We start from the raw sequence: 13472 nt of genomic DNA on the forward strand, positions 1-13472 counted from the left end.
TTAGCCTCCATAATATTTCACGGATGCACCTGCATCCTCTTCTTGGGTAAAAATATTTTTGACTTAAATATTATATCACAAAACGCGTCGCTTAGGCGAAGAAAAGCAGCCGCTTTAGCCTAGAACTATGCTAGGAAAAGCAGCTGCATTGTGTTAAAATAATGCTATGTAATGCAAAAGGAGATTATACAGATGACTAATAAAAGCACCTTCGTTCCCGCCAAGGATTTGAGCAAGCTGTGGCGGGCTATTATAGAATTCGATATGCTGCAGCCGGGCGACCGCATTCTCGTCGGCCTCAGCGGCGGCAAGGACAGCATGCTTCTGACAGCCATGCTGGCGGAAATCAAAAAATATTCGCCGATTCCCTTCGACCTTGCCTGCTACACCGTCAACGGCATGTTTGCACCCAACTTTCCCAAGGCGGAGCTGGAGGCCTTCTGCGCGCAGTTCGGCCTTACACACTACAGCGACGACGTTGACGTGATGGCGGCACACGCAAAAAAAGGCGGCAGCCCCTGCTTCACCTGCGCCTATTTCCGCCGTGCAGCCACCAACCGCCGCGCGCAGGAGCTCGGCTTCAACAAGGTGGCATTGGCGCACCACAATGACGATGCCGTAGAAACCTTCTTCATGAATCTTGTGACCAGCGGCCAGTTGCGTACCTTCTTGCCCGTAACGCCGCTGTCGCGCTCCGGCATCACTGTACTGCGCCCGCTGCTCTACTACCGCGAGCAGGAAATCCGCGAGCTGGTGGCAAAACTGGGCCTGAGGCCTATCAAAAATCCTTGTCCTTATGACGGCCACACCATGCGACAAGACATCAAAGAGCATATCGCAGCGCTAAATGCTCAGTATCCGGAAATCTACGAGCATCTGGCGGCAGCCATGCGTGACAGCGACAGACAGGAGCTGTGGCCGCCCAAGCCCGGCAAGGAGCTGCTGCAAAAATTCCACACCTTCTGGGGACGTGGCAAAAAGCAGGCTGAGCAATGAAAACAAAAGCCTATCTTTACATCATCACTGCTGCTATCTGCTGGGGCTTAATCGGGCTCTTCGTCAGAGCATTGGCAGCACAAGGCTTAAGTTCCATGCAAATAGTTGCCCTGCGTTCGCTGGCAGCGGCAATCTGCGTCACGCTGCCGCTGCTGCGCTCAGGGCGTGCCGCCCTGCGCATCAGACTGCGTGACCTCTGGCTCTTCGTAGGCACCGGCATCTGCAGCCTGGTGTTCTTCAACTACTGCTACTTCAACGCTATGCAGCAGACAAGTCTGGCGGTAGCAGCGCTGCTGCTCTACACCGCCCCTGTCTTTGTTATGCTTATGTCACTGCTGTGCTTCGGCGAAGCCTTCACGCGCACTAAGGCGCTCGCTCTGCTGCTCACCTTCAGCGGCTGTGCCTGCGTCACCGGCGTTTTCGGCAGCAGTGTGACGCTTACGCTCAGCGGCCTGCTCTACGGTCTGGGCAGCGGCTTTGGCTACGCGCTGTACAGCATCTTCGGCAAGTACGCAGTGCGCAAATATTCATCACTCACCATCACCGCCTACACCTTTTATCTCGCACTCGCAGCTTCATGGCCGCTCGCAGATTTTGATTATCAGCGTCTTGCAGCCATTGACCTGCCGTCCATCGTCAGCGTTTTAGGGTTGGGCCTGCTCTGCGCCGTGCTTCCTTATCTGCTCTACACCAAGGGACTGGAGCAGATTGAAGCAGGACAGGCTTCCATCCTCGCGACGATTGAGCCCTTTGTGGCTGCCGCCGTCGGTGTCATCTTCTTTGCGGAAGCACTGACGCCGCTGAAAATAATCGGTATGGGACTGATATTTGCGGCGATTGCCGTGCTGAATATCAGGAAAGTATAAAAATAATATAAAAAGACGTATTGCTTAAGGCTTCAAAATGTAACGAGGCCTTCCGTCAATACGTCTTTTTTTAATTATAGTGCAGAGGAATCAAAAATTCTATACCCCTTTACCCGCCAGCACGCCTGCTCCCGCAGCCACAAGTCCCAAAAGCAGGCTGCCGCCGCTATACGCTGCCCCCGCAGCGATATTACCCTCCGTCAGCAGCATCAGGCTTTCGTAGCCGAACGAAGAAAAGGTGGTGAAGCCACCCAACAGGCCCACGCACAAGAACAGGCGCCAGGCCGCAGGCAGCAGACCGCGCTCCACAATCAGCGTCATCAAAAGGCCCATGCAAAAGCAGCCTATGATATTTATAGCGAAGGTTCCCCATGGAAGGGCGCTGCCGCTCATCCTGCTGATAAAATTACCCAGCAAATAACGGCACACTGCGCCCAAAGCACCGCCGACTGCTACACTTAGTATCTCCATCATGCACTCTCCAGCTGCTCAATATATTGCAGCGTGCGCTGCCAGTCATTCTTCACCGCAACCAGCTTCGCCTGCAGATGAGGCACGGTATAGTCCTCGCTGCGCAGCAGGCTCACAATATCGGCAAACTGCGCCTGCAGACCGGTCAGCCCCAGCGTTGCACACACACCCTTCAGATTGTGCGCATAGCGCAGCACCTCCTGCAGGTTACCTGCCTCCGCAGCCTCCTCCATCAATTTATAATCATCGCTTGTCAGCAGCTTGCGCAAAAAACGCACATACATAGCTTCACTTTCCATAAAGCGCTCTTCCAGCGCCTCCTGAATATCAATCGCCACATACTGCGGCAGTTCCTGTAAATGCACGGCTTCGCACCCCTTTCTGCTCTTAATGCTGCAGGTACGCACTCATCATCTGCGCCAGCAGCTTCATCTGTACCGGTTTCACCATAAAATCATTCATGCCGGCAGCCATCGCGCGTTCCACGTCATCACTGCCGCTGTTGCCTGTCAGCGCCAGAATCGGCACCTTACGCGCATCCTCGCGCGGCAAAGCTCTGATAGCCTCGGCAGCCTCACAGCCATCCATTTCCGGCATCTGCATATCCATCAGCACCATACTGATACTGCCCTCCTCCGAAGCCTCAAACAGCTCCAAAGCCTCCTTGCCGTCGCAGGCAGGCACAACCTCCAGGCCATTCATCGTCAGCAGCTCGCTGATAATCTCCATGTTGATACTGTTATCCTCTGCTACTAAAATTCTGCAGCCGGCAAAATCCTCCAGCTTCGGCTGCGCGTCCTGTGGCTTGCTTTCCACCTTTTTCACGATATTGAACGGCAGCGAAATAATTACGCAGGTGCCTTCATCAACATGACTGCTGATGTGAATGCTGCCATCCATACGCTCCACCAGGCTTTTGACTATCGTCATGCCCAAACCGGTGCCGGTAACGCGCGGCACACCAAAACGGCTGTCGCGCTCAAACGGCTTATAAATCTTCTCCAGGAATTTGGCCGACATACCGCAGCCGGTATCCTTAATGACAAAGGTATAATGCACACGGTTGCGCTCATTGCTCAGCTCGCGACGTGCCAGAAAGCTGATTTTGCCATGCGCCTTGGTATATTTAATCGCATTCGACAAAATATTATTCAAAATCTGCTGCAAGCCCTGCAAATCGCCGCTCACCATTTCATCTTCTTGCAGCATCAGCTGAGAGTCAAAGAACTTCTGCTCCAGCTCGGCCTGCGCCGCAAAAATATCGCTGGTATCCTGCGCTACCTTGGCAATCATAAAGGTTTCCTGCACATGCTCCACCTTGCCGTTGTCCAGGCGTGCCATTTCCAGAATATCGTTAATCAAGGTCAGCAGCTGCTGCCCTGCGGCGCTTATTTTGCGGATATATTCCTTCACCTGTCCGCAGTCATCCTTGTGCAGCTCTGCCAGCTCCGCCATGCCGATAATGCCGTTGAGAGGCGCACGCATATCGTGCGACAGTGCAGAGAAGAACATGTTTCTGGACTTGGCATTTTCGCGTGCTACCTGCAGCGCCTGCTCCGTCACCTGAATATGCTCCAGCTCCTTCTGCTTTTCGGCGTCTACCTCACGGAAGAAGAAAACCGCTTCGTCCTTATTCAGCAAATCATCGCGCATCAGGCGGACATTCAGCCATCTGTATTCCTTGCCGAAGCGATAGCGGAACTCACCGCCGAAGTCATTGATATGACGCTCCACCAGATCCTTGATATGCTCACGCGCAAAGCTGGTCGCAAATTCTTCGGTAGCCTCCGGCTCCACATTCTTTATCAGCTCCTGCAGCAGCTCATCATAATCGCCCTCCGGCTCCTGCGGCCCCGGGCTGGTGCTTTTCAGCATATAATAGCGTCCGGTAACATAATTCACTCTGAACACAGCCAGGAAGGACTTGCTCATAACGCGGATAACCTCATTGATGCTTTGCAGCTGTTTATTCAGCATATGCTCGCGCAGCGCCAAGCCGGCAGCCAGCAGCAGGAAAATAGCCAGCGTCAGGCTGAACCACTGCATCAAATCCTTATAATCACCCATCAGGAAATCATATGGAATCGTTACAATAGATATCCAGCCCTTTTCCGAAACCGTGTAGTAAACACCGCGCTTATTGCCTTCATAGTCGGTAATATAAGATACATCACTGTCAGAATCACGGATTTCCTTAAAGATTTTATCTACATAAGGTTGCTCTTCTTCTATCGACAGATTGCGGTCATTGATGGTAAACATAATATTACCGGACGGATCGCAAAGGTAGTAATAGCTGTCCTTCGGTAGCTTATTGTCACTCAGCAGGCCATTCAGACGCTCCGGATAAAGATTCATCGCCAGTACATTGTTATCACTAAAGCGCACGGCCATCGTCAGCAGGCGCTCATTATTCTTGCCGTATTGATATAAATTAGTATAGGCTACGCCGCTTTTATTGCTCAGCGCTGCCTGATACCATTTCAGCGAAGCAACATCTGTCGGCTGTCCCTCCAATCGCTTGCCAATAAGATGCCCGTGTACTACAGCGCACATATCAAAGCGGCCCACATCAGCATTTTTTTCCATATAATCGGTAAAATGCGTCAGCGCCTCCTCCAGCTCTGCATCCGTCATATCGGGCTTCATTTCCAGCATATGTGCAAGGTTCTGCGCGGCACTGCGCAGCAGCATTTCCTGAGCTTTTATGCGTCCTGTTTCCCTTGTGGCAAAGCGGGCTGCCAGCTGCTGTCCCATAATATGCGAATTATCCAATATTTTTTCGCGCACAATATACAGGCTCACCAGGGAAACAAGCAGGAAGAAGGCGAAGATGCCTATGCTGTATAGAGATACCTTTATTCTGTTCCTAAAAAATTTAAAGTCCATAAGCCCTCCATTGAGCCACTGTCAATAAACATGTGCATATTTCATACATACACATTTTATTATATAACACCAGGCACATCTCTACAAGTGCATACGTCAAAAAGCTGCCTGCGGAAGAAGTTGCTACGTCCGCAGGCAGCCGATTAGGTATTTATGTATATATATGCTTGTTGCGTTACTATTGTTGACTAAAATATTGCATCAGGTAACGATGAGGACAAAGGGAGAAGGGATTAGGGTTCTGATTTTGTTAGTAAAGAAAGAGTTAAATAAACAAAGACTCCTGTTCTTTATCTAAGCGTTTTTGCGTAAGCTCCAAATATTCCTCTACATTATCAATCCCTATAAAATTACAGCCGTTGCGTAATGCTTCGACACCTGTTGTTCCCGAACCGCAAAACGGGTCCAGCACTATATAGCCGGCCTGTGTAGAAGCACGTAATATTCTTTCCAATAAATATTCCGGCTTCTGTGTAGGATGCTTGCCAAACTTCTTTTCCGAAGGCTTGGTAAGACTTCCCGTCCAGACATCCTTCATCTGCTTTCCGCCATTGATTTCTTTCATCAAGGCATAGTTAAAAAAGTATTTTGCTTTTTTATCATCCTTGCAAGCCCAGATGATTGTTTCCGTAGAATGCGTAAAGCAACGGCAGGCAAGATTTGGCGGCGGATTAGTTTTTTGCCACGTGATGTTATTGATTATTCTAAAGCCTTCCTCTTCCAAAGCCATGCCAATCGAAAATATATTATGGAAAGTTCCCGATATCCAGATAGTGCCGTTGGGTTTAAGCACTTTTTTGCAGAGGTTTATCCAGCGTCGGTTAAATTGATGCTTGTTGGCTAACATGTGCTCTTTATCATCAACCATATCCCACGCAGCCTTATTTACAGAAACCATTTTGCCACTACGGCAAGTAATGCCGTTATTACTTAAAAAGTAGGGCGGGTCTGCAAAGATTACGTCAACGGATTCAGGGCGAAGCTTTTGCAGCAGCTCAAATGTGTCACCTAGGAGCAGTTGTGCATTTTCAGTTTGGTAGAATACATATATTCCATTTTCGCACAACTGCCTCATAACAACACTCCTGCTTCGCTCGTCTTGTTTAATATATTAAACTTTGATTATAAAAAAAATTTGCTTATTGAACACTCTAGCGCTTCAGCAATTCTCACCAAGGTTTTCGTTGTAGTTACGGTGATTTTGCCATTTTCCAGTCCTATAATAATACTTTTAGATATTTTACTTCTTCTGGAAAGCTCTTCTTGTGTTAACCCCTTCAGTAATCTTTGCTTTCGTATTTGCAAAAGCACTATAATCACCTCTACGTTTTAGTTTAATATATTAAACTTCTTCTGTCAATAGAATGTCTTTAAAATCTTGAATTAATTATAAATGTATAATATACTAAGCGAAAAGGAGCTTTACATCATGGAACTGAAAACATTCATTAATTCATATCGGGCAGAACATAATTTAACTATGGAGCAATTTGCTAAATCAGCTTCACTTTCCAAAGGATATATATCAATGCTAGAAAAAGGCTATAATCCCCAAACAGGGAAAAAAATTATACCCTCTATCAGCGCTTTGAACAATATTGCCATAGCAACAGGAACCGACCTGGACCATTTACTGAAAATCATAGATGACATTGAAGTTTCCCTAGATTCTCCGGCTCAGGATTTAATTATTTCTAATCCTCAAGAAGAACAACTGATTATAGGTTATCGAAATTTAACAACAGCCAATCAAAAAGAGTTGCTGGCATATCTTGATATGAAGCTCAATATGCAAACAAAATAAACATTTAGTGTTTTATTAATACAAGGTGAGCAAATGAACTGCAACTTTAACACTGCCTTAACGCAAAGCTATCACAGCCAATCGCAAATCATCCGTATTCTGACCGAAAGCTGGGTAAGCGAATATATGTATTGTCCCCACTGCGGGAATGCTTCACTTAATCACTTTCCCAACAACAAAGCTGTCGCTGATTTCTACTGTCCTAACTGCAATAATGAATACGAGCTTAAAAGCAAAGCAGGAAGCATCGGTCACAAAATTGCCGATGGCGCTTATCATACATTTATTGACAGAATAACCAGCAACAACAATCCTGATTTTTTTATTTTGAATTACAGCAAGCAGCTTTTAACAGTAAACAATCTTTGGATTATTCCTAAGCATTTCTTTGTGCCTGACATCATCGAACAAAGAAAACCTTTATCCGATAATGCTCAGCGCAAGGGTTGGATTGGCTGCAATATTCTTATCGATAAAATTCCCAGTCAGGCCAAAATCGATATCATTCATAACAGTGTACCTGTCCCCCAAGAGCTGGTTCAGGCGCAAGTACAACAGGCATCCTTATTATATACGGCCAACCTAAGCTCCAGAGGCTGGTTTTTAGACATATTAAATTGCGTGAACAGCATCAAAACAGAAACGTTTTCGTTATCCGACATGTACCAGTTCGAAACGTTGCTGACAATCAAGCATCCTAATAATCACAATATCAAAGCTAAAATTCGTCAGCAATTACAGCTTCTCAGAGATAAAGGCTTTATTGATTTTCTGGATAGAGGTATCTATAAGAAAATAGTAAAATAGTTTTGAGTTATTTTCTTGTCAGCTCCCGCTGCACCACTTGAACCACTTGCACCACTACTTTTGGTACAAACATAAAAACTGCGCCACAACCCCTAATATATATCCCTGTAAGTAAAGTCTTCGTAAGGGTTTTAAAGCTTTATTTTATGCTATTTACAGCTAAAATAAGGCTCTTTATTTATATTATATTAAAAATTACGAGCCACTGATTTTTCAGCAAAAAGGCTGAAAAAAGTGGTTCAACCGGTGCAACTGGTGCAAAACGCACCGTTAAAGCAGTATACAAAAAGCTGCCTGCAAAAGGACCTCGTCCCTCCGCAGGCAGCTGTTGAGATATTGATGTATAAAGATGCTTGTGATATTTTTTAATTCCACGAAAGCTCCAAATCCTTACGATTCTCAGCGCAATCAGTTAAGTAAAGATTTATCAAAACCTGATAAGGAATGCCCTTCTGAACCGCCAACGCTTTAAAATACTCTATTGTAGACGCATCAATATTAATTGTTATTTGCTTTTTCTTTTTCGCAAAAGGATTTTTTCTGGCATTAGTAAAATCATATTCTTCTCTCATAATTACACCTACCTTCTAAAGAAATCATGATACTGCTTAACTTCTCGCTTTGTAGCTTTTCTAGCAGATATAATACGTATCACTGTATCATTTTCACGATAACAATGACAAACAACCAACAAATTAGCTAAAGTACTAAAACCTAAAATAATGAATCTTTCTTCATTCTGCGAATGGTCAGGATCATCTATAACCAAAGCTTCAACATCATCAAATACTGTTTTAGCTTCTTCAAATGTTACGTGATGCTTAATTTTATTAATAGTATTCTTATTTTCATCCCACTCAAATCTAGGTATCTCTATAATTATATTATAATTATAGATGCCATCTTTGTCAATAAAACCAGTCATTACCTACACCTCCACATAAACAAAAAAGCACCTGTCAAGCTCGACAGATGCCACTGACTCTCACAGTCAGGCATGACCTCTCCTTATCGCGGAGCTACCCATGCAACTGCTATAAGTATAACATACAAGAATCTTTACGTAAAATGAAAATTCACTTCCCGCGGCACCACCCAATCAAGAAAACTAAAAGCTGCCTGCAAAAGGACCTCGTCCCTCCGCAGGCAGCAAAATTCATTTTAAGCTATAATTATGCCTGTTCCGCTCTGGCATCAATAGCAGCAGCTTCTTCATCCGTCATATATTCCGGCTTAATGTCGCGTCCCATATGGTTCAACATCTTTCTGTCGCTGCGAATCGTAGCGCAGGCCACAGTAGTCAGCATATTGCCGGTAATAGTTGCGGATGCACCTGCCTTAAATGCCGTTTCACCGTCATTGGTAAGCAGTGCACGGCCTGCACCCAAGCGGATATTAGCCAAAGGATTAATATAACGGAAGAAGGCCACGGTACGCAGGATATCAGCCTCGCTCAGACGCGGCAGATGTTCCAGCGGCGTACCCGGAATCGGCATCAGCGCATTCAGCGGAATAGAATCAATGCCAAGCTCTGCAAGGCTGATAGCCATATCAAGACGGTCCTCCCAGGTTTCGCCCATACCGATAATACCGCCGGAGCAGGCGCACATGCCCTCCTCCTTGACCATTTTCAGCGTATTGATTTTCATATCATAGGTATGCGTAGTGCAGATGTTGGGAAAGTTGCGCTTAGAAGTTTCGATATTATGATGATAGCTGGTGACACCTGCCTCATGCAAGCGATGCAGCTGCTCACGGGAAAGGAAGCCCATGGAAGCGCACAAATCAATCTTCAAATCACGGTGCATGGTTTCATACGCATGAATAGCCTTATCGAATTCTTCACCGGTCAGCGCCTTGCCTGCGGTTACAATGGAAAAGCGGTGCACGCCCTCCTCCTGGTTCAGACGTGCCAGCTTCACGATATCCTCCTCCGGCAGGAAGCTGTAAACCTCGCAATCGGTGTGGTTATGTGCGGACTGCGCACAGAATTTGCAGTTTTCCGGACAGCGGCCGCTGCGTCCGTTGATAATGGAGCACAAATCCACGCGCTCACCGACAAAATGCTTGCGGATTTTATCTGCACCTTCACATAAGGCCTGCAAATCGCAGGTCAGAAATGCCTTTAAATCGTCCTGACGTGTCAATCTTCTGCCATCAATAATTTCTTGTGCTAATGCTTGCGGGTTCATATTCTCTTCTCCTTTTGTAACCTATTTAATCGGTAGGCTTATGCTGTAAAAAAATAAGTGGTACGTTAACCTTGACGTTTTTAACGTGCACCATCTGTTAACCAAAATTATAGCACAGGATAACGATGAGTGCAAGCAGGAGAAGCGGCAAAATGTCTGCAAAAGCATTTATTTTCTCTGCACCAATACTCTGAAACAGCAAAAAGCTGCAGCCGGACGCCTGTCGGCGCCAAGCTGCAGCCTGCAATTTTTAATTATTTTCGTGCGCTCCACTCCCAGATGCGATATTCCAGCCAGGCACAGAAGACACCGCTGAAATCCAGCAGCACATCCTTCACCCTGCTGGCACGTCCTGGCGAAAAGGCTTGGATATATTCATCTATTACAGCTACCAAAAGCGCTAAAAAGAGAATATAACCGGTTGCCGTAAGCTTAGGCACGCCCCAGGCACTGAAGCTGCGGCACAGCAGCAGTCCCAGCAGCGCAAATTCGCAGAAATGCGCCATTTTGCGGATGTGATGCTCAACATCGCCCGCCAGATGAATATCCAGATGCTGCGCCAAAAGCTGCGTCAGCGCAGCAAACCAGCCGCTAATCTCGGAAGACTGCTTCAAGGGCAGCGACGAATTATAATAGATAATGCCCACAAGGCAGGCAGTGAGAAAAACCCATAAATATTTCATAAAGCTCCCCACTTAATTATTGTACCTGCAGCAAAATCAGATATGACGTGTCAGGCACTCCATTACCATCATATTGCTGACAACACCGATACCACCGGGCACAGGCGTAAAGGCACTCGCCTTTTCGGCAACTGCGGGGTCAACGTCGCCCACCAGCTTGCCGTCAACAGCGTTGATGCCTACGTCCACAATCACAACGCCTTCCTTAACCATTTCCGGCTTCACAAAGCAGGCCTTGCCCACTGCAGCGACAATAACATCAGCCTGCTTTAAAATCTCCGGCAGGTTGCGTGTACGCGAATGGCAGATGGTAACAGTAGCGTTTTGCTGCAGCAGCAGTACGCTTACCGGCTTGCCTACAACATTGCTGCGGCCGATAGCGACAACGTTCTTGCCCTCCAGCTCAATGCCATAGTGCGCCAGCGTTGCCATGCAGGCACGCGGAGTGCAGGCAGCAAAGCGGCTGCGGCCCATGAACACATCACCGATATTCTGCGGATTCAGGCAGTCCACGTCCTTGTTCGGCGAAACTGCCGCGCCCACGTTATCGCTGTTGATATGCTTCGGCATCGGCATCATCGGCATAATACCGGTAACGTAGCGGTTACGGTTCAGCTTTTTGATGATGCTGATAACCTCCTCCTCCGGAGTATCGGCAGGGCAGGTGATAACCTTAGCGGCACCGCCCAGACTTTCAATTAATTTGACCAGCCTGTCCTTATATACGTGAGATGCGGGATCATCACCCACAACCAAAATAGCCAGGGTTACTACCAAGTCGTGCTGCTTGGCAACAGCAATCTTTTTGGCAATAGCCTCACGGTAAACATCAGCAACAGGCTTACCCCTCATTAAAACAGTTTCCATAGTAAATTCACCTCAAAAAGCATAGTTGATTTATTATAGATAGCAAAACAGGAACGCAGATGGCGCTTTATCCTCCGATTTCCTTAAAGGATGGCGCTTTATCCGTCAGCCTTTTTTAGAAGAGACCACTGATAACACCATCATCAGTAACATCAATTTTCTCTGCTGCCGGAACCTTAGGCAGACCGGGCATAGTCATAACATCACCGGTCAGAACTACGATAAAGCCGGCGCCTGCTGCAATGCGGCAGTTGCGGATAGTAATCTTGAAGCCGCTCGGACGGCCCAAAAGTGCCGGGTCATCGGAGAAGGAATATTGGGTTTTAGCCATGCAGATAGGCAGGTTGCCGTAGCCAAGCTCTTCAAATTCCTTGAGAGCTTTGTCTGCTTCCTTAGTATAGTTAACGCCGTCAGCACCATAAATTTCCTTAGCGATGGTTTCAATCTTGCCCTTCAGGCTCATTTTCAACGGATAAATCGGCGCAAATTTGCTCTCGCCGCTGTCTGCCAAAGCAATTACTTCCTTAGCAAGGTCGATACCGCCTTCGCCGCCTTTAGCGAATACGTCGGACAGTGCAACGTTAACACCAAGCTTAGCACAGTGCTCGCGAACTGCCTCCAGCTCCTCTGCGGTATCCTGAGCGAAGATGTTGATAGCAACTACGCAGGGAACGCCGAATTTTTTAACGTTTTCGATATGCTTCTCCAGATTTACCAGACCTTTTTTAACTGTCTCTACGTTCGGAGTCTTCAGGTCAGTTTTCGGTACGCCGCCGTGCATCTTCAGTGCACGTACGGTAGCAACGATAACGGCTGCGTCCGGTTTCAGGCCGGCATAACGGCATTTGATGTCAAAGAATTTTTCTGCACCCAGGTCAGCGCCGAAGCCTGCCTCGGTGATAGTATAATCAGCAAGCTTCAGGCCGGTCTGAGTTGCCATAACGCTGTTGCAGCCATGGGCAATATTAGCGAACGGACCGCCATGGATGATTGCCGGTACGTTTTCCAGAGTCTGTACCAGGTTAGGCTTAACGGCATCCTTCAGCAGAGCTGCCATTGCGCCCTGAGCCTTAATCTGGCCTGCGGTAACAGGATTGCCGTTGTAATCGTAAGCAACGATAATTTTTGCCAGACGCTCCTTGAGGTCATGCAGGCTGCTTGCCAGGCAAAGAATAGCCATAACCTCGGAAGCAACGGTGATGTCAAAGCCGTCCTGACGCGGTACGCCGTGAGCCTTGCCGCCCAGGCCTACTACGATGTTGCGCAGCTCGCGGTCATTCATATCTACAACACGCTTCCACGCAATACGGCGCGGGTCAATGTTCAGAGCGTTGCCCTGTTGGATATGGTTGTCCAGCATTGCTGCCAGCAGCATATGTGCGGAGGTGATAGCATGGAAATCACCGGTAAAGTGCAGGTTGATGTCCTCCATCGGCACAACCTGAGAATAGCCGCCGCCTGCAGCGCCGCCCTTAATACCCATGCAGGGGCCGAGGGAAGGCTCGCGCAGAGCTACGATAACCTTTTTGCCGAGCTTAGCCAGGCCCTGTGCCAAACCTACGGTAGTAGTGGACTTGCCTTCGCCTGCCGGAGTCGGGGTGATAGCGGTAACCAGAATCAGCTTGCCGTCTTTTTTATCTTTAACACGGCGGATTAAATCGTAGGACAGTTTTGCTTTATATTTGCCATATAATTCAATATCGTCCTCGCTAATGCCTAATTTTGCAGCAACATCAGTAATTTTCTGCATTTTTGCCTGTTGGGCAATTTCAATATCGGATAACATGTTTATCTCCTCCTATTTCATTGCGTAAAAAACTGCGCATGGTGGCAAAGTATCTTATATAGTTCTTCCCCGAGCAGCTTTTTTCCTGCCCGGGGAAGTAAAATAATACAA

Annotated in this window: 15 protein-coding genes; 4 read left to right on the forward strand and 11 right to left on the reverse strand. The window is 47.4% G+C overall.

Translation table 11 applies throughout. The features are described from left to right. Positions 1–192 precede the first annotated feature (192 nt). Positions 193–996, forward strand: coding sequence for a tRNA lysidine(34) synthetase (locus tag Q7Q81_RS01155; RefSeq protein ID WP_304273017.1), 804 nt, complete (start codon positions 193–195; stop codon positions 994–996). Then, complete coding sequence (locus Q7Q81_RS01160; RefSeq protein ID WP_304273019.1) at positions 993–1862, forward strand: DMT family transporter; 870 nt, start codon at positions 993–995, stop codon at positions 1860–1862. Before Q7Q81_RS01155 ends, Q7Q81_RS01160 begins: the two co-directional genes overlap by 4 nt. A 99-nt stretch (positions 1863–1961) precedes the next feature. Here the strand turns inward: Q7Q81_RS01160 and crcB are convergent, their stop codons facing one another. The 5 genes from crcB to Q7Q81_RS11025 form a co-directional block, all read right to left on the reverse strand. Further along, positions 1962–2336 carry a fluoride efflux transporter CrcB gene (gene crcB / locus Q7Q81_RS01165; protein WP_304273022.1) on the reverse strand — a complete coding sequence of 125 codons (375 nt, stop codon included), beginning with the start codon at positions 2334–2336 and terminating at the stop codon, positions 1962–1964. Further along, positions 2333–2698 (reverse strand): Hpt domain-containing protein, encoded by a 366-nt coding sequence (locus tag Q7Q81_RS01170; RefSeq protein WP_293806498.1) that lies wholly within the window; start codon positions 2696–2698, stop codon positions 2333–2335. Before Q7Q81_RS01170 ends, crcB begins: the two co-directional genes overlap by 4 nt. A gap of 22 nt (positions 2699–2720) precedes the next feature. Next, a complete protein-coding gene (locus Q7Q81_RS01175; protein ID WP_304273027.1) occupies positions 2721–5222 on the reverse strand; it encodes a hybrid sensor histidine kinase/response regulator in 2502 nt (833 codons plus the stop codon). A 265-nt stretch (positions 5223–5487) separates the two neighbouring features. Then, positions 5488–6297: a DNA-methyltransferase gene (locus Q7Q81_RS01180; protein ID WP_293391215.1), complete on the reverse strand. Its 810-nt coding sequence runs from the start codon at positions 6295–6297 to the stop codon at positions 5488–5490. A 47-nt stretch (positions 6298–6344) separates the two neighbouring features. Next, positions 6345–6542: a helix-turn-helix domain-containing protein gene (locus Q7Q81_RS11025; RefSeq protein ID WP_367401145.1), complete on the reverse strand. Its 198-nt coding sequence runs from the start codon at positions 6540–6542 to the stop codon at positions 6345–6347. A 109-nt stretch (positions 6543–6651) separates the two neighbouring features. On the opposite strand from Q7Q81_RS11025, the gene Q7Q81_RS01185 reads away from it, so the two are divergent. Both Q7Q81_RS01185 and Q7Q81_RS01190 read left to right on the forward strand, forming a co-directional pair. Further along, positions 6652–7026, forward strand: coding sequence for a helix-turn-helix domain-containing protein (locus Q7Q81_RS01185; RefSeq protein WP_303711822.1), 375 nt, complete (start codon positions 6652–6654; stop codon positions 7024–7026). 33 nt (positions 7027–7059) lie between these two features. Next, the gene (locus Q7Q81_RS01190; RefSeq protein WP_304273030.1) at positions 7060–7833 is read left to right on the forward strand and encodes a DpnI domain-containing protein; all 774 of its coding nucleotides are present in this window, start codon (positions 7060–7062) and stop codon (positions 7831–7833) included. A gap of 365 nt (positions 7834–8198) precedes the next feature. Here Q7Q81_RS01190 and Q7Q81_RS01195 read toward each other — a convergent pair whose 3' ends face one another. From Q7Q81_RS01195 to Q7Q81_RS01220, 6 genes are all read right to left on the reverse strand, one after another. After that, positions 8199–8405: a CopG family antitoxin gene (locus tag Q7Q81_RS01195; protein WP_293823963.1), complete on the reverse strand. Its 207-nt coding sequence runs from the start codon at positions 8403–8405 to the stop codon at positions 8199–8201. A gap of 8 nt (positions 8406–8413) precedes the next feature. After that, positions 8414–8758 carry a BrnT family toxin gene (locus Q7Q81_RS01200; RefSeq protein ID WP_293823962.1) on the reverse strand — a complete coding sequence of 115 codons (345 nt, stop codon included), beginning with the start codon at positions 8756–8758 and terminating at the stop codon, positions 8414–8416. A 247-nt stretch (positions 8759–9005) separates the two neighbouring features. Next, on the reverse strand, positions 9006–10025 hold the full coding sequence (gene bioB / locus Q7Q81_RS01205; protein WP_293806487.1) for a biotin synthase BioB: 1020 nt from the start codon (positions 10023–10025) through the stop codon (positions 9006–9008). Between the two features lie 254 nt (positions 10026–10279). Continuing rightward, a complete protein-coding gene (locus Q7Q81_RS01210) occupies positions 10280–10708 on the reverse strand; it encodes a VanZ family protein (RefSeq protein WP_293693766.1) in 429 nt (142 codons plus the stop codon). A gap of 36 nt (positions 10709–10744) precedes the next feature. Beyond that, on the reverse strand, positions 10745–11575 hold the full coding sequence (locus Q7Q81_RS01215) for a bifunctional 5,10-methylenetetrahydrofolate dehydrogenase/5,10-methenyltetrahydrofolate cyclohydrolase (RefSeq protein ID WP_304273033.1): 831 nt from the start codon (positions 11573–11575) through the stop codon (positions 10745–10747). A 115-nt stretch (positions 11576–11690) separates the two neighbouring features. Then, a complete protein-coding gene (locus tag Q7Q81_RS01220; RefSeq protein ID WP_304273035.1) occupies positions 11691–13361 on the reverse strand; it encodes a formate--tetrahydrofolate ligase in 1671 nt (556 codons plus the stop codon). Between the last annotated feature and the right edge of the window lie 111 nt (positions 13362–13472).

The sequence above is a fragment of the Phascolarctobacterium succinatutens genome, from assembly GCF_958453765.1.
GTDB lineage: Bacteria > Bacillota > Negativicutes > Acidaminococcales > Acidaminococcaceae > Phascolarctobacterium_A > Phascolarctobacterium_A succinatutens_B.

Bases quoted from the DNA above. Each gene is read 5' to 3' on its own strand.
- Q7Q81_RS01185 (WP_303711822.1), top strand. From the start codon at position 6,652: ATGGAACTGAAAACATTCATTAATTCATATCGGGCAGAACATAATTTA.
- Q7Q81_RS01175 (WP_304273027.1), bottom strand. From the start codon at position 5,222: ATGGACTTTAAATTTTTTAGGAACAGAATAAAGGTATCTCTATACAGC.
- Q7Q81_RS01160 (WP_304273019.1), top strand. From the start codon at position 993: ATGAAAACAAAAGCCTATCTTTACATCATCACTGCTGCTATCTGCTGG.
- Q7Q81_RS01220 (WP_304273035.1), bottom strand. From the start codon at position 13,361: ATGTTATCCGATATTGAAATTGCCCAACAGGCAAAAATGCAGAAAATT.
- Q7Q81_RS01195 (WP_293823963.1), bottom strand. From the start codon at position 8,405: ATGAGAGAAGAATATGATTTTACTAATGCCAGAAAAAATCCTTTTGCG.
- crcB (WP_304273022.1), bottom strand. From the start codon at position 2,336: ATGATGGAGATACTAAGTGTAGCAGTCGGCGGTGCTTTGGGCGCAGTG.
- Q7Q81_RS01210 (WP_293693766.1), bottom strand. From the start codon at position 10,708: ATGAAATATTTATGGGTTTTTCTCACTGCCTGCCTTGTGGGCATTATC.
- Q7Q81_RS01180 (WP_293391215.1), bottom strand. From the start codon at position 6,297: ATGAGGCAGTTGTGCGAAAATGGAATATATGTATTCTACCAAACTGAA.
- bioB (WP_293806487.1), bottom strand. From the start codon at position 10,025: ATGAACCCGCAAGCATTAGCACAAGAAATTATTGATGGCAGAAGATTG.
- Q7Q81_RS01190 (WP_304273030.1), top strand. From the start codon at position 7,060: ATGAACTGCAACTTTAACACTGCCTTAACGCAAAGCTATCACAGCCAA.
- Q7Q81_RS01200 (WP_293823962.1), bottom strand. From the start codon at position 8,758: ATGACTGGTTTTATTGACAAAGATGGCATCTATAATTATAATATAATT.
- Q7Q81_RS01155 (WP_304273017.1), top strand. From the start codon at position 193: ATGACTAATAAAAGCACCTTCGTTCCCGCCAAGGATTTGAGCAAGCTG.
- Q7Q81_RS01215 (WP_304273033.1), bottom strand. From the start codon at position 11,575: ATGGAAACTGTTTTAATGAGGGGTAAGCCTGTTGCTGATGTTTACCGT.